The sequence below is a fragment of the Halalkalibacter alkalisediminis genome (genome assembly GCF_028610705.1).
GTDB classification, from domain to species: domain Bacteria; phylum Bacillota; class Bacilli; order Bacillales; family Bacillaceae_D; genus Halalkalibacter; species Halalkalibacter alkalisediminis.
On the sequence record NZ_JAQQWT010000023.1, the window covers coordinates 16,407 to 36,118 of the forward strand.

16 protein-coding genes, 1 rRNA gene, 1 other RNA gene and 1 pseudogene are annotated in these 19,712 nt (G+C 38.0%); 4 read left to right on the plus strand and 15 right to left on the minus strand.

Annotated elements, in window-relative coordinates; genetic code table 11:
* Window positions 1-283 precede the first annotated feature (283 nt).
* The 11 genes from PQ474_RS20040 to PQ474_RS20090 all read right to left on the minus strand — a co-directional run bounded on the left by PQ474_RS20040 (window position 284) and on the right by PQ474_RS20090 (window position 14,386).
* Complete coding sequence (locus PQ474_RS20040) at window positions 284-1,648, minus strand: aspartate aminotransferase family protein (RefSeq protein ID WP_273847183.1); 1,365 nt, start codon at window positions 1,646-1,648, stop codon at window positions 284-286.
* 135 nt (window positions 1,649-1,783) lie between these two features.
* Window positions 1,784-3,250 (minus strand): CoA-acylating methylmalonate-semialdehyde dehydrogenase, encoded by a 1,467-nt coding sequence (locus PQ474_RS20045; protein WP_273847184.1) that lies wholly within the window; start codon window positions 3,248-3,250, stop codon window positions 1,784-1,786.
* Window positions 3,251-3,426: 176 nt separating this feature from the next.
* On the minus strand, window positions 3,427-5,037 hold the full coding sequence (locus PQ474_RS20050; protein ID WP_273847185.1) for a PucR family transcriptional regulator: 1,611 nt from the start codon (window positions 5,035-5,037) through the stop codon (window positions 3,427-3,429).
* 204 nt (window positions 5,038-5,241) lie between these two features.
* Complete coding sequence (locus PQ474_RS20055) at window positions 5,242-5,466, minus strand: hypothetical protein (protein WP_273847186.1); 225 nt, start codon at window positions 5,464-5,466, stop codon at window positions 5,242-5,244.
* Between the two features lie 26 nt (window positions 5,467-5,492).
* A complete protein-coding gene (locus PQ474_RS20060; protein ID WP_273847187.1) occupies window positions 5,493-6,962 on the minus strand; it encodes an NCS1 family transporter in 1,470 nt (489 codons plus the stop codon).
* Between the two features lie 128 nt (window positions 6,963-7,090).
* On the minus strand, window positions 7,091-8,512 hold the full coding sequence (hydA, locus tag PQ474_RS20065; RefSeq protein ID WP_273847188.1) for a dihydropyrimidinase: 1,422 nt from the start codon (window positions 8,510-8,512) through the stop codon (window positions 7,091-7,093).
* Window positions 8,513-8,530: 18 nt separating this feature from the next.
* Window positions 8,531-9,817 (minus strand): NAD-dependent dihydropyrimidine dehydrogenase subunit PreA, encoded by a 1,287-nt coding sequence (gene preA / locus PQ474_RS20070; RefSeq protein ID WP_273847189.1) that lies wholly within the window; start codon window positions 9,815-9,817, stop codon window positions 8,531-8,533.
* Between the two features lie 40 nt (window positions 9,818-9,857).
* Window positions 9,858-11,231, minus strand: coding sequence for an NAD(P)-dependent oxidoreductase (locus PQ474_RS20075; RefSeq protein WP_390186756.1), 1,374 nt, complete (start codon window positions 11,229-11,231; stop codon window positions 9,858-9,860).
* Between the two features lie 104 nt (window positions 11,232-11,335).
* Entirely contained in the window at window positions 11,336-12,226 is an 891-nt protein-coding gene (locus PQ474_RS20080; RefSeq protein ID WP_273847190.1) for a nitrilase-related carbon-nitrogen hydrolase, read from the minus strand.
* Between the two features lie 695 nt (window positions 12,227-12,921).
* Entirely contained in the window at window positions 12,922-13,329 is a 408-nt protein-coding gene (locus PQ474_RS20085) for an SET domain-containing protein (protein WP_273847191.1), read from the minus strand.
* Between the two features lie 235 nt (window positions 13,330-13,564).
* Window positions 13,565-14,386, minus strand: coding sequence for a histidinol-phosphatase (locus tag PQ474_RS20090; protein ID WP_273847192.1), 822 nt, complete (start codon window positions 14,384-14,386; stop codon window positions 13,565-13,567).
* A gap of 425 nt (window positions 14,387-14,811) precedes the next feature.
* Here PQ474_RS20090 and PQ474_RS20095 point away from each other — a divergent pair, with 425 nt between their 5' ends.
* The 3 genes from PQ474_RS20095 to PQ474_RS20105 all read left to right on the plus strand — a co-directional run bounded on the left by PQ474_RS20095 (window position 14,812) and on the right by PQ474_RS20105 (window position 15,868).
* Window positions 14,812-15,045 (plus strand): RidA family protein, encoded by a 234-nt coding sequence (locus tag PQ474_RS20095; RefSeq protein WP_273847193.1) that lies wholly within the window; start codon window positions 14,812-14,814, stop codon window positions 15,043-15,045.
* A gap of 100 nt (window positions 15,046-15,145) precedes the next feature.
* Entirely contained in the window at window positions 15,146-15,292 is a 147-nt protein-coding gene (locus PQ474_RS20100; RefSeq protein ID WP_273847194.1) for a hypothetical protein, read from the plus strand.
* Window positions 15,293-15,868 carry a methyl-accepting chemotaxis protein gene (locus PQ474_RS20105; protein ID WP_273847195.1) on the plus strand — a complete coding sequence of 192 codons (576 nt, stop codon included), beginning with the start codon at window positions 15,293-15,295 and terminating at the stop codon, window positions 15,866-15,868.
* A 253-nt stretch (window positions 15,869-16,121) separates the two neighbouring features.
* Here the strand turns inward: PQ474_RS20105 and PQ474_RS20110 are convergent, their stop codons facing one another.
* From PQ474_RS20110 to ffs, 3 genes are all read right to left on the minus strand, one after another.
* Window positions 16,122-16,463 (minus strand): IDEAL domain-containing protein, encoded by a 342-nt coding sequence (locus PQ474_RS20110; RefSeq protein ID WP_273847196.1) that lies wholly within the window; start codon window positions 16,461-16,463, stop codon window positions 16,122-16,124.
* Between the two features lie 740 nt (window positions 16,464-17,203).
* A 5S ribosomal RNA gene (gene rrf / locus PQ474_RS20115) occupies window positions 17,204-17,319 on the minus strand.
* A gap of 16 nt (window positions 17,320-17,335) precedes the next feature.
* Window positions 17,336-17,600, minus strand: an RNA gene (gene ffs, locus PQ474_RS20120) — signal recognition particle sRNA large type.
* Between the two features lie 627 nt (window positions 17,601-18,227).
* Between ffs and PQ474_RS20125 the strand changes: the two are divergent.
* Window positions 18,228-18,362: pseudogene (locus PQ474_RS20125) on the plus strand (IS1595 family transposase); the annotation flags it as partial.
* A 394-nt stretch (window positions 18,363-18,756) separates the two neighbouring features.
* Here PQ474_RS20125 and PQ474_RS20130 read toward each other — a convergent pair.
* The gene (locus PQ474_RS20130; RefSeq protein ID WP_273847197.1) at window positions 18,757-19,704 is read right to left on the minus strand and encodes a substrate-binding domain-containing protein; all 948 of its coding nucleotides are present in this window, start codon (window positions 19,702-19,704) and stop codon (window positions 18,757-18,759) included.
* Between the last annotated feature and the right edge of the window lie 8 nt (window positions 19,705-19,712).

The following is a 19,712-nucleotide window of genomic DNA, read 5'->3' on the forward strand; positions in this document are numbered from 1 at the left end:
GGTAAGACGACTTTACACCTTAATGAATTCAGAATAGTTATCACTAATCTATTACAACTCTCTCTACTATAGTAATCATTTGTCAGATAATCTAGCAAGCGTTTTCAAAATGACTCAACAAACAGAAACCATTATCAAGCATTTGTAATTGAATAATAATTTTTTCATAAAAAAAGAATCAACCGTCTTATGAACAGTTGATCCCTCTACCTAATCCATTCTTTAGTTACTAGTTTCTTAAAGAAATGGCTCAAACACTCACCAACCGTTTAATGGGAAGTCTTTACTGATGACCATTCACTTCATTAAGGGCCTCCTTTAACGTCTGCACTAGAAATGTTAGCTCTTCTTCTTCAATGGTTAAAGGCGGAGCTAATGTTAATACATTATTATAGCCTGCTACAGTAGCTCCATTCTTACCGATAATAACGCCCTTTTGTTTGCATGAAGCAATCACTTGATTAACAATGCTCACATCAACTGGTGTTTTCGTTTCTTTATCAGAGACGAGCTCTATCCCAATAAGCAATCCTTTGCCGCGCACATCACCCACAAAAGAATGATTTTGTAAATGATTACGTAAGTCATTTTTTAAACGCTCTCCTAACTCTTTGGAGCGTTCATATAGATTTTCCTCTTCCATTAATTCCAGGTTCTTTAGCGCAAGCGCACATGCTGCTGGACTTCCACCAAATGTATTAACATGCCGAAAATAATCATATTGCTCAGATCCTTTAAAAGCATTATAAATTTCTTTTCGAACGGCCGTTGCGGAAAGAGGTAAATAGCCGCTTGTAATCCCTTTCGCCATCGTAATAATATCTGGCTTCACCCCATAGTTCATGAACCCGAAGGCCTCGCCGGTTCGTCCGAAGCCACAAATCACTTCATCTACAATAAGCAATGCCCCGTGCTTTTCACAAACTTCCTTAACGGCTGACAAATACCCATCTGGCGGAATGAGTACTCCTCCTCCTGTAATGATTGGTTCCATAATGACCCCGGCAATGGTATCACTTAACTCCCACGTCATCACGCGATCAATCTCTTTTACGGATTCTAGTTCCGAAGGGTCACAATCTAATTGATCAGTAGACCGATATACATCTGGAGGCGTTACATGAATGAAGCCAGGAGCTAACGGTTCGTACTTATATTTTCTTTCTGCCTGACCAGTGGCAGCGAGTGCTCCCATTGAATTGCCGTGATAGGCTCGATATCTTGAAATAAACTTATAGCGATGACCTTCGCCTTTTTGCTGATGATATTGTCGAACGATTTTAAAAGCCGCTTCATTTGCCTCTGAACCACTATTGGAAAAGAAAATAACATATTCGTCGCCTAGCATTTTGTTTAACTTTTCTCCAAGTTTAATGGCTGGTAAGTGACTTTGAGTCAGAGGAAAATAAGCCAATTCTTTTAACTGTTCATAAGCTGCATCAGCTAATTCTTTACGCCCATATCCTACATTCACGCACCATAGTCCTGACATAGCATCTAAATATTTATTCCCTTCATTATCGGTTATCCATACACCTTCTGCTTTCGTTACAACCATTGTCGTATCAGGATTATAAGGTTTCATGGAATGCCAAATATATTGCTCATCTTTTGTAAGAGCTTCATTCGTCTGATTAGTCCTTACCATTGCCGCCCCTCCTCTAGGAAAGTCTCAAGAATAATGTAGGTTGCTGTCGCGGTCTCGAACCTTTATAACAAAACACGACCTGATCGAACTCTATAAGGTTAACTTGTATAAAACGAGTTTGACCCTCTCGAACTTCTAAAAATCAAACCTAGTTGTAATCATCTTTTTCCGAGTGTAGAAATTCACTCCATCCTTGCCATTTACATGAAGATCTCCGTAGAACGAATCCTTCCAGCCTGAGAACGGGAAGAATGCCATTGTGGCCGGTACACCGACATTCACTCCAAGCATTCCTGCATCTGCTTCTTCTCGGAATTGACGGATTGCTTTTGCATCCTTTGTATAGATCGTAGCTCCATTCCCAAATCTAGATTTTCTAATGTAATCTAAACTTTCATCTAAATCCCCTGCACGAAGCAAACTAATAAGCGGAGCAAAGATCTCCTCTTTTGCAATTGTCATATCCGGTGTTACATGGTCAAAGATTGTGGGACCTAAGAAATTCCCACTTTTCATTTCTTCCATTTCTTTTCTTCCATCTCGAATAAGTGAAGCCCCTTCTTCCACCCCTTTTTCAATATACCCAAGCACTTTTGCACGATGTGACTCTCGAATGACTGGAGTTAGTAATACCTCCTCGTCTAATCCATTGCCAATAGTCAATTGATTCGCTTTAGCCTTTAATTGACTGACAAATGATTCACCATCTCCAACCACCACTACAGCACTACATGCCATACAACGTTGACCGGCGCTGCCATAAGCCGATGCGATAATATGTTCAACCGCTTTTTCCACATCTGCATCCGGCATGACAATATGGTGGTTTTTAGCTCCTGAAAGTGCTTGGACCCTCTTGCCATTGGCTGCGGCTCGTTCATACACATATTTTGCTACTGGCTGAGAGCCAACAAATGAGATAGCCTTCACATCTTCGTGATCAAGTAACCCATTTACCACATCATGTGCCCCGTGAACAACGTTCAATACACCAGCTGGAGCTCCAGCTTGAGTAAACAACTCTGCAAGCTTATTAGCTAACATTGGCGTTCTTTCTGATGGCTTTAAAACGAACGTGTTTCCACATGCAATCGCTAATGGGAACATCCATAAAGGAACCATCATTGGGAAATTGAATGGCGTTATTCCTCCGATTACTCCTAATGGATAGCGAAACATTTCTGAATCAATCTCTTCTGCAATCCCAGATAACGACTCTCCCATCATTAACGTTGGAGCCCCACTTGCAAATTCAACACATTCAATCCCACGTTGCACTTCACCGTGTGCTTCTTTATATGCTTTTCCGTTCTCTAGAACGATAAGCTCTGCAAGTTCATCGTGATGATCTGTTAACAATGTATGATATTTAAACAGGATTCTAGCGCGTTTTGGAACAGGGATATTTTTCCAATAGCTAAAAGCTTCTTTTGCCGCATTTACAGCCTGATCCACATCCGCTCTAGCAGAAACGGGCACAGTTGCCACAATGTCTCCTGTTGCTGGGTTGGGCACTTCTAAAGTTTCATGACTACTTGATTCTACCCACTTACCATTAATAAAATTTTTCAAAACATTTGTTTGTTTTTTTGCCACTGCCATCATCTACGCCTCCTATTTGTTCATTGTTTTTCTCTTCCTTCATTATCTCTTATTGCTTAATCGTATTCATTAGACATAACGTCAAATACCTCAGTGAAAATATTCCACAAAATGAACAGTCATTGTTTCTAAGGCTAACGAAAACACAAAAAGCACTAAATCCTAAGATTTAAGTGCTACATTTCATTTGCTAATACTTGTGTATGATTCTCAATTGTTAAAAAGTCATAAGCAAGAAGCATAAATTCAATGGCTAGCCTTTTCTCCGAACTCATAAAGTCATTTCCAAGAAGGGTTTCCAACTTCTCGATTCGGTGATACATCGTTTGCCTTACTACATAAAGTTTTTTGGCCGTTTCCTGTTTAGAACCATTACATGCTAAATACGTTTTTAATGTCTCAACCAACTTACCATTGTATTTTTGATCGTATTCAATCACAGGCTGTAAATACTCCATCACAATTTCTTGAAGATCACTATGCTTATTGATTAAAGATATAATTCGATACATATGTAGATCTTCATAAAAATAGCTTTTCCCTTTTTCTGTCAGCATATCTTGAAGCAATAAAGTTTCTTTCGCCGTTTTATAACTAATATGTATCTCACTTAGGTGATTTACAAATTTGCCTACTCCAAAAGAAATAGAGGAAAGTTTTAGTTTCTCTGAAAAATCAGCCGTTTTAAAACGAATGAACGCTTGTGACAATCTAGTTTTCCATGTTTTTCTTGTACGCTGATTACCCAGAATGAAAATGATATGATTTCTAATCTCGATTGGAAACACATAAAAACCTTGTTGTTCAAAAATCGTTCGGATGTGAAGTTTAAAGTACGTTTTATCTAAAATAGAAGATTGGTCCGTTAAATGTAGTTTACAAGTACAAACGACTCCCCCATTTAACTTAAGTCCTGGATCCACATATGTTAAATGCTCCCTTATATCCACATTACTGTGGTGACCATTAAGCCAGTCCGTCATCCATTCAGCTTCTTCCATTCTTCTTTTTTCTTCCACGTATAAAACTCGTAATAGGTGTTGAGCTAGTGCTGTTGTGGTACGATCAAGAATAAGTAAATCAAATTCGGCTAATTCCCTATCATTTGAAATAATAACTAATTCAGCAAATTGATTTCCTAGAACTTGAACAGGCTGTCGCGCAATCGAATTCAATCCGTTCTGCTCGTTTGTTTGGATTCGTTCTAGCAATATATGTCTTTCATTAGCTGGTAACTCCGGTATGCAGAAGATTTCATTATCAAACAACGCCACTACTTGTACATCCAAAAATGTTTGAAAAAACACAAGAATCTCTTCATGGTGATTGATTTCAAGTAACTGCCTATTTAATCGTTGTGAATAACTTTCTAAGTCTGTAATCATTTGGTACTGATGGTTAATGAGTAAGGAATGAATATCTTGAGTAATTTGAACAAATGGTACCTCTTCATGAAAGAGAATGATAGGGAATTGATGTTCATTTGCAACATCGATAATATCTTGAGGAATCGTTGAGGTATGCGTATTAATTTCAATACATAATCCTGATGCTTGACTTTCAATTAATTGTGATAAGAAGGACATAAATAATGCTTGATTTTCCTTCCAGCCCAGTCCTGTTGTTAGAACGAGCTCATCTCCATTAAGTAGCTTTTTAATATTAATCACTTCAACCACATGAACCCATTTGACGTTCCGATTCAGCCCACCTTCACCAGCAATTACTTCCGTACGTTCAAAGTGCTTTCGTTTTAATATTTCATTAATCGTTATATAAGATTTCATTTATTCACTTCCTCTATATAACTTCTACTCCTTAATATAAAATCGAAATATTTATGTCTATATCTATTATAATAGTAAATGTATCTTAAAATGAATGATTTTTCTAATTTCCCCAAAAAAACCAGACAAAGGTCTCCCTCAGCCTGGTTCTTCTCTGTATTCATCTCAATGTCATTCTAACATTTTTTACTCAGGAGGTGTCCATTATTGGTTTGATAGAATAATAGAACTAAAGTATTTTCTAGCATCAGCGGTTAAAATGTGTAGCCTTTCAACCGGTTCTTTGTAGCCAGCTGAATCCGGAGTCAATAATTCAAATTCAACAAATGCCCCGCTCAGATTTTCTGCAACAGCCTTTATCTGATAGCCCTGTTCAATGAGAAAATCAATTTTTTCTCTTTCTGCCATGAATTCCTGGTATGAAGACATGCTTGAATCCCCTTTCTATCTTGCTTCTAATTGTTTACTGAGACAGTTGATTCGGGATCGACTTCGATCCCTTCTTCTATTACCCAGTCTCTTCCAACCGTAATACCTAAATACTTTTCATCACTTGGATCCTCCATTTCAGCTTGTTTGTATTTGACGAACCACCAATATTTTGCAAGGAAGTAATAAGCGGTCAAGCCAACAGCAAATCCGACAATAAACGAATAGTTGGATAAAAAGTAAGCTGCTATTCCACCTAAAACAAAGGCAATAAAACCTGCTAAATTAAATCCACCTAAATATGTGTATTGACCTTCATCCCTATACAGATCTGGAACATTCACTCGGCGCTTACGAATGAGATAGTAATCTGCAACTAGAATTCCTACAATGGCTGATAAGATACCCCCAACAATTAATAAAGCTGGAATGATGATGCTAAACAAACTCCACGGTTGAACAAGAGAACCGATTATACCTGCTGCAACAACCCCTGCCCAAAACGGCACTTTAGGTCCACCTACATTTGAAAATATCGTTGCTGCTGGAATTAAATTCGCTGAGATATTGGTTGACCACTGTGCAAAGACAATCATGAGTAGGAGAACCCCTAATATTAAGCCTGTCGCTGCTTGTTGAAGGGCAACAACTGGATCATAATTAGAGACGGCAATATAAGAAACCCCTCCAATAATAACCATAAAAGTTTGTGTAATGGGTAAAGCAATTAAACTACCGACAATTTGTGATTTATTTCGTTTAATCCAACTTCTTTCGTGTTTCGGCGCTTTAATAAAGCGAGAAATGGACGGCATATCTGCTGCTAACGTTCCCCAAAAGCCCATATTACTCATAATGACGACGATAAATGCAGTTATCGCCGCACCACCAGTTACTGGACTTTCAATCCAAGCCCAAACATCACGACCTTCGGCTAATGCTTTATCTGCCAGAGTCAGGTACATCCATCCTGAAATGATGATGATGATAGGAGCTGCTAAATCTGCGAAACGTTCAACGGCTTTAATCCCGAGTGAGGTATTCACAATTTGAAGCGTCGCAAAAATTAAGAAACAGACAAACCAATTATCAAAACCGAACAATACAAATAAGATGCCATTCATTGCTGTTGAACCGAAGTACGTATTGATACCAAACCAACAGGAAGCAACAAATCCACGAATAACAGAAGGAATATGAGTTCCAATCGTACCAAACGGAGCCCTTAGATAGACAGGAAAAGACAGTCCATGTTCAACACCAATGTCACCTGTCATCGTCATAAAGAGACCAATTGCTACAGATCCAATAATTGTTGCCAAAACCACCCAACCTAAGGAGAGGTTTTGAACACCAGCCCCACCAATTGCAAAAGCAGCTAAAACAACGGCCATACCAATCCAAATAAACGCAAACCCAAACGTTCCAATCTTCTTTCCACTATGTGGAATTGGCAATAAATCTGGCGACTTTAAATGGCTTTGTTTTCCCTTCATGGTATCACCCTTCAGTTATTATTATACTAAATATTCAGTTTATTATTAGCAAATGGCATTGTATATGTGTTCTTTGTCTAGCCCATTGCTCGACCTTGATTACCAAAGGTCAAGCAATGGCTTTTTAATCATATTGTTAATGAATTACTTTGTCTTACATCTGTTTTTTCTGAGTTATATTTGGCTCTTTTAAGATATCGACCATGTCCTAGCTTCCCGACAAACTGCTTTTCACGAATAACGAATTCACCACGAGATAACACTGTTACAGGCTCTCCTGTCACCTTCATGCCTTCAAAAGGATTATAATCAGCTGCCATATGATGAGTTTCTACAGAAATAATTCTTTCTATTTTCGGATCAAAAATGACAAGATCTGCGTCCGTTCCAACAGCAATGGTTCCTTTTTGTGGATATAATCCAAATAATTTTGCGATTCGAGTCGATGTAATATTAACAAATTGATTTAATGTGATACGACCTTTGTTTACTCCCTCTGAAAAAAGAATGCTTACTCGATCTTCGATAATCGGTCCTCCATTGGGGATCTTTGTAAAATCACCTTTTCCTAAATCCTTTTGTCCTTTGAAATCAAAAGAGCATTGATCTGACCCTAATGTTTGTAAGTCCCCATTTTTTAGTGCATTCCACAATACGTCTTGATGCCACTTTTCTCTAAGAGGAGGTGACCATACGTACTTTGCACCCTCAAAGTCAGGCTTTTCTAGATAAGTTTGGTCGAGAACTAGATATTGGGGACATGTCTCTCCCCAAACGTCAAACCCTTTTCTTCTAGCATCTGCGATTTTCTCAACCGCATCAGCACAGGAAACATGCACGACATACAACTGAGAATTGGCTAAACCGGTTAACTGCGTCGCTCTACTGGTTGCTTCTCCTTCTACTTCTGGTGGTCTAGTAAGAGCATGATAGATTGGATCTGTTTTTCCTTCTGCTAGCGCCTGTTGGATTAAATATTCGATGACATCTCCATTTTCAGCATGCACCATGACTAATCCACCAAGTTCTTTTGCCGCCACTAATGTTCGAAAGAGTGTTCCATCATCCGCTTGGAAGACATTTTTATAAGCCATAAATACTTTAAAAGACGTAATCCCCTCTTCGTCCATGACGACCGGCAATTCTTCTAGGACGTCATCATTTATTTCTCCGATCATTAGATGGAATCCGTAGTCTATTACCGCTTTGTCCTTTGACTTTGCATGCCAAGTTTGAATCGCATTTGTCAAAGGCTCTCCTTTACTCGTTAAACAAAAATCGATCACCGTTGTCGTTCCGCCAAAAGCTGCAGCAATTGTCCCTGTTTCAAAATCATCCTTGGAAACCGTTCCACCAAACGGCATTTCAAGATGTGTGTGAGGATCAATTGCCCCTGGAAACACATAGCACCCTTTTGCATCAATGACCTCTGCCCCGCCTACGGCTAAGTCTTGCCCTATACAGGAGATTTTTCCATTCTCAATAAGTAGGTCTGCTTGATACGTATCAGTAGCCGTTACAATGATTCCATTTTTTATGAGTTTTTTCATTATTCATTATTCCCCCTATCACTTTCCTACATCGACTTCACAGCTTTGTATTGAACCGATTGCTGCTTGACGTTCGTTCCATGTCATTGGTGGTTGTTCACTTTGAAGTTCAACCATGTCAATGGCACCATCCACTGGACATACGATTGAACATAGATTACAACCTACACAGTTATCTTCATCTACTTTTAAGTAACTTTTCCCGTTTTCGTCCTTTAACATATCGATACATTGATGGGATGTATCTTCACAAGCAATATGACATTTATTACAGTTAATACACACATCCGTGTTAATTCTAGCCGCTACTTTATAGTTCAGATCAAGATTCCCCCAATCTGAGTAGCGCGATACAGATTTCCCAACTATACCGTCAATGGACTCGATCCCTTTTTCGTCTAAATAGTTGGAAAGCCCTTCGATCATGTCTTCAACAATGCGGAATCCATGGTGCATCGCTGCTGTACAAACTTGAACTCCTGTTGCCCCCATCAACAAGTATTCAACCGTATCCTTCCAGTTGGAGATGCCTCCGATTCCTGAAATAGGTACGTTAATGCGCGGATTGCGCGCACACTCTGCAACCATATTAAGAGCTATAGGTTTAACAGCTGGGCCACAATAACCACCATGAGCACCTTTACCAGCTACATGGGGAATGGTATTCCATGTATCAATATCAACACCTGCTAAACTATTAATGGTGTTAATCATACTAATCGCATCAGCACCCCCTTGAACCGCTGCCTCTGCAGTTACCGTTATATCCGTAATGTTCGGTGTGAGCTTTACGATAACAGGTGTTTGGGCCACTTGTTTTGCCCAATATGTTTGCTTTTCTACTAATTCCGGAACTTGCCCAGAAGCAGCACCCATCCCACGCTCTGCCATCCCATGCGGACAACCAAAATTAAGTTCAAGACCGTCAACTCCAACATCCTCAACACGTTTAACGATCTCATGCCATTTTTCCTGTTTCGGTTCAACCATTAGCGAGGCAATAATGGCATGGTTTGGAAACTTCTTTTTCGTCTCATAAATTTCTTTTAAATTCACCTCAAGTGGACGATCTGTAATTAGTTCGATGTTATTAAAGCCTGCAACCTTTTGTCCATTAAAACTTACTGCAGCAAAACGAGAAGAAACATTTAAAATAGGATCTCCTAACGTCTTCCAAACAGCTCCCCCCCAACCTGCTTCAAATGCTCTTTGAACTTGGTAACCTGAATTAGTGGGTGGAGCCGAAGCAAGCCAAAATGGATTCGGCGATTTAATTCCTGCCAGGTTTATTTGTAGATCAGCCATAATTGTATTAAACCTCCTCTTTTCTTTTAAATGAAAGCCTTCACGCAGATTCTGTTATGCTCTTAAATAGTTGTTTATGAATGGCATACGCTGTCTCCTTGCCTTGTTGAGCTGCGGAAACAACCATTGCTTCACCTTGTCCTTTACCAAAGATAACATCACCACATGCAAAGACTTTTTCATTTGATGTTTGGAAGGTTTCTTGATTTATTTTTACGACCCCACCGTCATGTTGCAAACCAAATTGTTCGATCAACTGAATGTATCGAGATTGACCAATGGCCTTAATAACAGCGTCTACCTGTAAAGTAAATTCTGAACCTTTTACAGGTAGAGGACGACGACGACCATCTTCACTTGGGTCCGCTAATTCCATTTTGATACACTCAATTGCTTTCACTTTACCATTTTCATCACCGATTAATCGTCTTGGAGCTGTTAACCAACGGAATTCAACACCTTCTTGCTTAGCAAACTCATACTCAAAGTCATAAGCCGTCATTTCGTCTTCGGTTCTACGGTATAGGATTTTGACATTTTCTGCACCTAACCGAACAGAACAAGTAGCACCGTCAATGGCTGTATTGCCTGCGCCAATAACAACAGCACGTTTTCCTACTAAATGATTTGAGATTTCCTCTGACTTTGTTCCCTTCACAAAATCAATAGCATCATACACACCTTCTAGTTCTTCTCCCTCAATCCCGAGATTAGGTACGCTTGACATTCCAATAGCCAACACAATAACGTCGAAATCTTCAGTTAATTGTTCGACTGAGATATCTTTGCCAACTCTTGTATTCGTTCGGATATCTACTTCTAATGTTTTCACCTGATCTACTTCCCAGAACGAAATAGCTTGAGGTAAACGGAAAGAAACGATCCCATACGTATTTAAACCACCAGCTTTTTCTTCCGCTTCAAAAATGGTTACTTGATAGCCTAACAATGCAAGTTCACGAGCAGCAGATAAACCAGCAGGTCCACCGCCTACAATCGCGACTGTTTTTCCATTTTTCTGACCAGGTTTAAATAATACTTGTTCATTTTTAATCGCCCAATCAGTTGCATACCTCTGTAAATTGCCAATCATAATCGGTTTCGTACTATGGTTAAGAACACAAGCCCCTTCGCATAGTTCTTCAGTTGGACAGACTCTCGCACAGCTTGCTCCTATTGGGTTTGCTGTCATAATTGTTTTTGCAGACCCTTTTAAATTTCCAGATGCTATTTTTTTAATAAAGGATGGGATATCAATTCCAGTAGGGCAAGCGGTAATACAGGGAGCATCATAGCAATATAAACATCTGTTAGCCTCTTCAATCGCTTCTTGATTGGCTAAACCTAGATGGGCTTCTTCAAAATTTTTCTTTATATCTAATAATGATGTATGTTTTGCGCTTTTATGATCCAATAGAAATGCCTCCTTTACAAAATAGTTGCTATTAATAAAATGGGTTTCACATAGATACTTCTTTCTTACTACTAATCTATGTAAAACCCATTAGGTCCATTTACTTATGGAAGAAGAGAAGTCATTTCTTCGTAAGTCTCCGGGCGGCGGTCGCGATAAAATTGCCAAGTATCTCTCACTTCACGTATAAGTTTTTTATTCATCTCGCCAATTATGACCTCATCTTCATCTCTGCTTCCGATAGAAACAAAGCTTCCTCTTGGGTCCACTAAATACGATTGTCCATAGAACTCCCCCATCTTCCAAGGCCCTTCTATCCCAACACGATTGATTGCTCCGACATAGTAACCGTTGGCTACTGCATGTGCTGGTTGCTCTAACTTCCAAAGATACTCTGATAATCCAGCTACGGTTGCTGAAGGATTAAATACAATTTCAGCTCCTTTTAATCCGAGTAGTCTAGCACCCTCTGGAAAATGTCGATCATAGCAAATATAAACACCTACTTTGGCAAAAGCCGTATCAAATACTGGATACCCTAAGTTACCTGGCTTGAAGTAGTATTTCTCCCAAAAACCATGTCCTTCATTACCAACTCCAACTTGAGGAATGTGTTGCTTACGGTATTTACCAAGATAAGAACCATCTGCGTCAATTACAGCAGCTGTATTATAATAAGTGGCAATCCCTTCACGCTCATAGATTGGGAGAACGATCACAATACCTAGTTCCTTAGCCAAATCTTGAAAGCGTCTCGTTGTAGGGCCATTCGGAATTTCTTCTGCAGCATCATACCATTTTGAGTTTTGCTCAGAGCAAAAGTAAGGTCCATAGAAAATTTCTTGCAAACATACAATTTGTGCTCCTTTATCTTTTGCCTCTTTTACTAAATTGATATGTTTCCCAATCGCTTTTTCCTTATGAACCTCAACAGGCTCATCCCCATGTACATCATTAGAAGCTTGAATAAGGCCTATTTTCACAGTATCTGACATAACAATTCCCCCTTAATACCTCAGTATATTTATAGAAGAAACTCTATAGTAAGCTAACATCTCTTACTACAAATGAGTTCATCATAAGGTTCATGGCGGTACTTGTATCAATTACTACACCCTAAAACTGAATTCAATTTCAGTTGATCATTAGCTACTTTCATACTATTGTTATGTAAATCCTAGTGAACTCTGATTTAATTCTACTTTTAATCCTAGGCTATTACACTATACATATTGTTAAATAGTCCAATTCAATTATTTATCAATATGTAAAATAGACATCACCCTTTCATTCAAGAATATTATCCTTTCAAACTAATAATGTTAGTCTATCTCACACCTCACCTAGGATTACTAAAGTTATAGCATATATCATTTGCGAAAATTGCAAAAATATAGGAGGTGTTGAAAATAAACAGTTAGAAATACTCACAATCTATTTTTTTACATCAAAAAGACCTTGCCACAACCCCTAGGACTCAGAATAATCTCTACAAATCCTCAAACATACGAAACTCATCCTCTGGTTCTGAAGAAAATAAGAAAGCAAAAAATCAACTACCTAATAGCAGTTGATTCGATTCTTCATCCTCATTCTGTTGTTGAGTTTTTCGTATAGTTAGATCGGTTTCCCTGTTTGAGAAAAAGATGAAAAAATGGTTTCCCAACCAATTGTATTAAACAACTATCATTTAATCACTTTCCTGTTCAGCTTTTTCATCATCATTCTCTAGAAACCAAAGGGGACTCATATTATCCACTTCGCCATTATAATTAATTAAAATTTCTTCTCCAGCTTTTATATCTTGATACGCATAATAGTTAAATGTATGGCTTTCAAAATCAATATCATACGTTGCATTAGGTTCATACGAGTGATTAAACAACATCCCGTATCCCAACACAACTGCTGAGTGATTTTTTCCATATTCATACACATAATCCGCCAGGGTCGTTTCCTGTATAAGAATATGTTCTTCATTTAGATAAGGGATAACAGGAGCTACGTGTATCAGCTCTCCTTTAGTGATATCTCGCGTTGCGAATACCCCTCTATTAAACTCCCCTGTACTGAGTTTGGACGTCTTGACTTCAATCATTTGTAATCACCTTCACGTTCTTTATAATACGTTCTAAGTAGCATGTCTATTTATTCAAAAGGGTGGACTTGTTTATCATAACATATTCATTCGTATTCAATAAGATTTTACTGTAAATAGGAATGACTTAGATTCTTAAAGCCGAGCAATCCCCTATACAGAGTTAAAATGGTCACTCCGTCTTATATTACACTAAAAAAACTTGTCTAGATTCACCCTAGACAAGTTTTTTAACCTATATAACAATAGATTGTTTCTCTTTATTAATAAAGTAATTCATCTCTTTAAAGCCTATTTCCTTCAGTCTTTTCTGTACTTCCTCAAATTCGTCCCCTACTCGGTTAGGATGATGCGCATCCGATCCGAAGGTTACACCGACGTTGTGAAACAACGCTCTCTCCAGTATGTCATCTGCGGGATACCAACCACCAGAATCCTTTGTTTTACCAGACGTATTGATTTCAATTACTACCCCTTGCTCTCCAATCACACGTAACGTATGATCGATCGCAGCCACTTGTATACTCGAAAATTCTGGATAATACCCCTTCATGGCATCAATGTGTCCAAGAATCTGGAACAACCCACTGCGCGCAGAATGTTCAATTAGACTATAATAGTTTTCTTTTGTTTTGACTTTCTGAGCATTCGTTAATCCGTCCCAACGTCCCTTTTTAAAAATACTAATATTATCAACGAAATGAACAGAACCAATCACATAATCAAACGGCTGCTCCTTTAGCGCTTGTTTGTACACTTCACTACTTTCTGGAAAAAAATCACTTTCTATTCCTAAAAGAACCTCAATTTGATCCGCATACACCTCTTTTAAACGCAAAACTTCCTCAATATACTGAGCGAAACCCGATTTTGCCATAGTAATACGTGGAAAAGGTTGATCTTGATCACTGTGAAAATACGGGGTGTGATCAGATATTCCTATGATTTGCAACCCTTTTTCTATTGCTGACCTCACATAATCTTCAATCGTACCAATTGCATGACCACACATCTCATTATGGGTATGTAAATCAAATTTCACAGAAGGATTTGTCATAAATAGCTCCTTTCAAAACTTTCCTATCGTTTAAGTATAAGGAGATGAAACATGACTTACAAGGTCATTAGGAAAATTTGGTAATGTTTTATACATTTGGACTTGGAAAAGACTAAGAGGCAAGGTTAGAGATCTCATTCATATGAAAGAAGAATGAAAGCACTAACTGTGTGATATATCCCATTTTTCAATCCTAAAAACTACTAAACTACTAGTATAAAAGTTATAACGATAACATAAAGAGGTGCTTTAAATGTTGAAATTGACGAAAATAACTCATAAATTAGGCTTAATCATTCTATCAATGATGCTTTTATGTATTACTTCCATTTGTTTTTCTAATTACAAAATTACGTACGATAAGGTGAAAGAAGCGGTTGTATGGGTGTGCCAATATTACAACCGGTTTATTGGATCCTTTAGTGATGGAACAATTAGCAAATGGAGATTTTTCTGCCGCTGCACAAACAGGTGATATAATCAGTTGGACTGTTGAGCACAAAGATATCTTTAGTGCTCAATACATATTATCTTTGGACGAAACCCTTCTAGCAGCTGATGAAAATTACAACAACAAGGCTTTACTTATGGTGACTCTTTTTATATCGAGGATGAAGCGCTTTTCCACCTCAAATAGACGAACTCATTCTAAGTTTTAACAGGCTAGTTACCAATTTCAAAACGATTCTAATAGAAGTTGGATCAAATTCCGGTCTTGTTTTTGAATCATCTAAAGTGATCTCTCAAGGGTCAGAGCAAGTGAGTCATTCAGTAGAGAAAATCTCAGACCACTTACAAGAAGTAGCAACAGGAAACACAGTACAAGCCGATAATACGATAACGATCAATCAATCCATTTCAACGATTTCAAATGAATTTGATCGAATTGGAGAAATGATCAAATGAGTGTCACACTCGTCAAATGTTACAACCATTCAAGCTAATGAAGGGAATGTGATTGTTGAAAAAGCAATCGAACAAATGCATTCTATTGACAAACATACTGATTCTACTGTTCAAGTCATTCTAAACCTGAATAATAAAGCAAATGAAATTCAAGAAATCGTTTCACTCATAACAGGTTTTGCTGAACAAACGAATTTACTGGCTTTAAATGCTTCTATTGAAGCAGCACGTGCAGGTAGGCACGGGGCTGGTTTTGCCGTTGTTGCTTCTCTCATTAATCAAATTAAGAACGAAACCAAGGTAGCCGTTACCGTTACAGAACAAGGCAGTCAATCGGTAAAAGAAGGATTGTTACTAGTCAATCATGCAAACAATGCTTTTAAAGAAATATCTACTTCTATCTTTGGCATTCCCAATGATATTAGCGAAGTCGACCAGCTTTCAAACGAGATTAACCGAAACATTCAAGAGATTGCTTCTTTTATAGACAACATCCAAACAATCTCCATTCAAAACGCCGAAAATGTTCAATATGTGGCTGCTTCAACAGAGAAGCAATCTGTCACGATGCAATAGATTATTACTTCTATTAATGATCTTGTCCACACAGCAGAAATTTTACAAACAGAAATAAACCGATTTAAAACGAACTAAAACATCCTGACTTACGAAGGGATTCTCACTTTACAGTTGCAGTAAGAATCCCTTTCTCTTTTATGGTCAGCTAGGCTCAATATCGGTCATTACTAGAAACTACTGCTTATCCCATAGATTAATCAATTTTAGATTCTCATTTTTAGTGAGCAGCACATCAAGTTACTCCAAACAATTAATCCTTCTTTCTAATCATCAACCTCTGTTGTTTCCGTAGCAACTTCGCCGTCAATTCAAAGAACCATTGCTCGTCTCGAGTGGAGAGCGCTAAATCTATTAAATTGAGAAGTTCTCCTTCTACATATTCTGAAAATATAGGTTGTTTCTCAACTGTCTTTTCATTTAGCTTAATCGTTCTTCCTTTAAATCTTAAATTATCACTATCAATGACAAAGACCTTTACTATGGTGTTCAACGGCTCAATTATTTCTATATATCCATGTACAATTTCTCCATTATACGATTTTCCTATAACCCAATCTCCCACTTTAAAACCTTTCTTGTTATAGGTTTCCACTATCTCACCAACCTTTAAATACCTTGTTTGTTAACATATCCACCTTGTCACTTCTGAATTTAAAACCCTTTAATTATTATCATTCTATTCAGTTCCCTCTGCTTTTTCTTGGGCTTTTGTTATTTTGTTCGCGGTCTTGTCAATTCACCATAAATTATGGATAACATAGGAGCAGAGAACGAATGTGGTAAGCTAAGTAGAGGATGCAGGCAACAAAAAGCCTACTTATGTAGACTTCTTGTTCCTATTGTCTCAATCACGTCTATACTCAATCGTGCAATCTTGATTTCTTGAAAACATTGAAAACCACTCATTCCACAACACCCACATTTCAAGCGGAATCTTTCTTGTCATCGTGTATTAATTCATCCATCCTTTTTAATCATTTACGTACACTTTGTCCACAAAACTTTCGGATTCATGTAAGATTGGTACGTCTAGATGGCCTGCTTTGTTTCTTTCAATCCATTAAGCGATTGTCAATTTGATCTCCGGATTATTCTCAAACTCTCCACCACCCCAAAAATCATTTTCCTCCAAAAAGATCCTGACTGGGAACTCATAATCTGTTTTGACTTTAGGAGGAAATTGGACACTGTTCCTCATTGAAACCATAGGCATTGTGAAGGTGTTGACCAAGTCGCTATTAAAAACGGATACTTGCGAATAACACTGCTAGCACTTAAGACTAGCTTCGTTTTCAACAAAAAAAGCATTCCTCAACGGAATGCTTTCAAATTGCCTGGCAACGTCCTACTCTCACAAGGGGAACCCCCCAACTACCATCGGCGCAAAAGAGCTTAACGACCGTGTTCGGCATGAGAACGGGTGTGGCCTCTTCGCTATTGCCACCAGCCTAAATATAGTAATAACCGTGCACCTTTCATTGATACGGTCACATAAGTGTAACTCACGTAGCCAGCTCAATCAGAGCTACCTGCGGCACACAGAATGATCTACTTATGGCTGCTTCCTTCCGGATCTGACCAAATTCATAGATTTCTGTTGCGCAGACCCCGATGGTCATCACCGCTTGCATAAGGCAAACCTTACATGAGCCATACCGCTAAAAGGAATTCAACCCCGCTAAGGCGGATTGCGGGTTACAGGGCACCGCCAACTCCCCATCTAGCACGGTATGTATAAAAAATGAATTCTATGTTGTTTTTTAACCTGCTCTCACAGATGATTACCCGCATATAACTTCTTGATCCTAATAAAAGATCCAGTCGTTAACAGCGACTAGTAATACTATAACACATTATATAATTCTACGCAAACTTATATGGCAGAGTATTTTATTTTTTAGCCTTTTACTTATAGGTATCTTCACTTATCCGTCTCAAGTTGCAAGTATTATGTTCATTATTGCAGCTGTAGGTGTATTTTTCATATTCGAGACACTAATTTCAGATAAGAATAAGTCCTTTAGATTTGGTTTTGCAATAACTATTGCAATAATCTTCTTTCTAATTACATTTATAACGGTATTTGTTGTCAACTAATACTATGGAGGTATTACATTTCTTGTCGAATAGAGAAAGTTAAATCAAATAATCAAGCATTTAATCCCATGCTACCTCCTACTAATTATGAAAAGGTAGCATTAGTATTTGAACTCTTTTTTATGGGTGTTTTCGTATAGATTGTTGCTTTCTTAACCACACTGTATAAAGGTTGATAAAATGCAGTTTAGGAGGCGTTCAAGTATGCAGAAAGATGTATATGAGGATTTCAGCGAATTAACAAAATCAGGACAAATGGGATAACTACCTCTATAGGTTCCGTTGGCTCGAATTAGGAAAGGATTTAGCATTTGATAAACAGGTAGAGCAAATACTTATTTCAGCCTGTCAAAAATCAAACTATACAACTGTTGATAGTTTGAAAAGTGCATAAAAAATAACCTCATTTTTTGAGGTTATTTAAGATGGGTAACTTTCTAAACCTTTATGTTGGATTAGTAGAACGGATGATACTATCCCGATAAGGCTTAACACTATTCCAATTGGCAAAAGAATAAATTCCAATAATGTTGGCATACCCATCATTGGAGTAAATATGCTCAATGGAACACCAATCAATAAAGTAATTAAAACGTTCCTATATAATCTTTTCGAATTCATTTCGAGTACCTCCTTTCATAATAAGACTGCCATAATACTAATTCTCTCTCCATATTTTAATATAATATTTTAAATTTGAGAAATTCATTTAAAAAGCAACAGCCTTTATAAAGTAAAAAGAGAGACACAAGATCGTACTTTAACCTTGTGTCTCATCGATTAAGATATCAATTCAACAAACTCTTATAAAAGTTTAGCCTCTGCTTGGCATTCCCTTTAATAATAATGTCTACCCCACTATCGATCGTACTTTCCACCCTTTCGCTTCTAGATACTTTTAACGCTGTTTCTGCGCTTAGGTACCCCATATCAAAGGGATTCTGTGCAACCGTACCAGGAATCTTTTCATCTTCAATCAATTCTATCATTTCAATAATTCCATCGGCTCCTGTAACCGGAATCGAAAGGCCGTGTTCCTCCAAAACTTTAACCACTTGTAAAGCAATTACATCATTTGTGGCGATAATGCCTTTTATATTAGGATGCTCTTCAAGAATTTCCTTCGTTGCATCCTTTATAGGAGTTGCCTCGTTTGCTAGATTTACTTTTTCTGTTGCAATGTTGATTTGGACCGCATTTAAACTAAGTCTCGCTCCTTCTATTCGTTCACCTGAAACAGGGCTTTTTACATCTCCTCCAATAACGGCCACATCATCCCCAGGCTGAAGTTGTGATGCCAATAAGGATCCTGCTTTTCTCCCTAAATCAAAATTATCAGTTCCAATATAAGCTATTTTGTGTTCCCAGGAGTTATCTGTATCTAGTAATAATACTGGAATATGTTGTTCAACAAACTCATCTAAAATGGGCATAATGATCGGGGCATAGGTAGGAGAAACGACTAAGACATCCGGGTTCTCTTTAAGGATCCCCTGTAACAATTCGCTTTGCTCCTCAGCCGTTCCAATAATCGGCGCAACGACCCTGCCATCAAGAGCAAAATCACGAAATCCTTTTTCTGCTCCTGCTTTGACAATTTCCCAGTACTGAGAATTTAAGTCTTTTAGGACGAAGACGACTTTTGGTTTTTCTTCTGCAAATGATTTTGATAGAAAACCTATTAATATAGCAAAGAGCAGAATACCAATAAAGCTAATGATTGATTTTTTTTTCAACTTTCCTC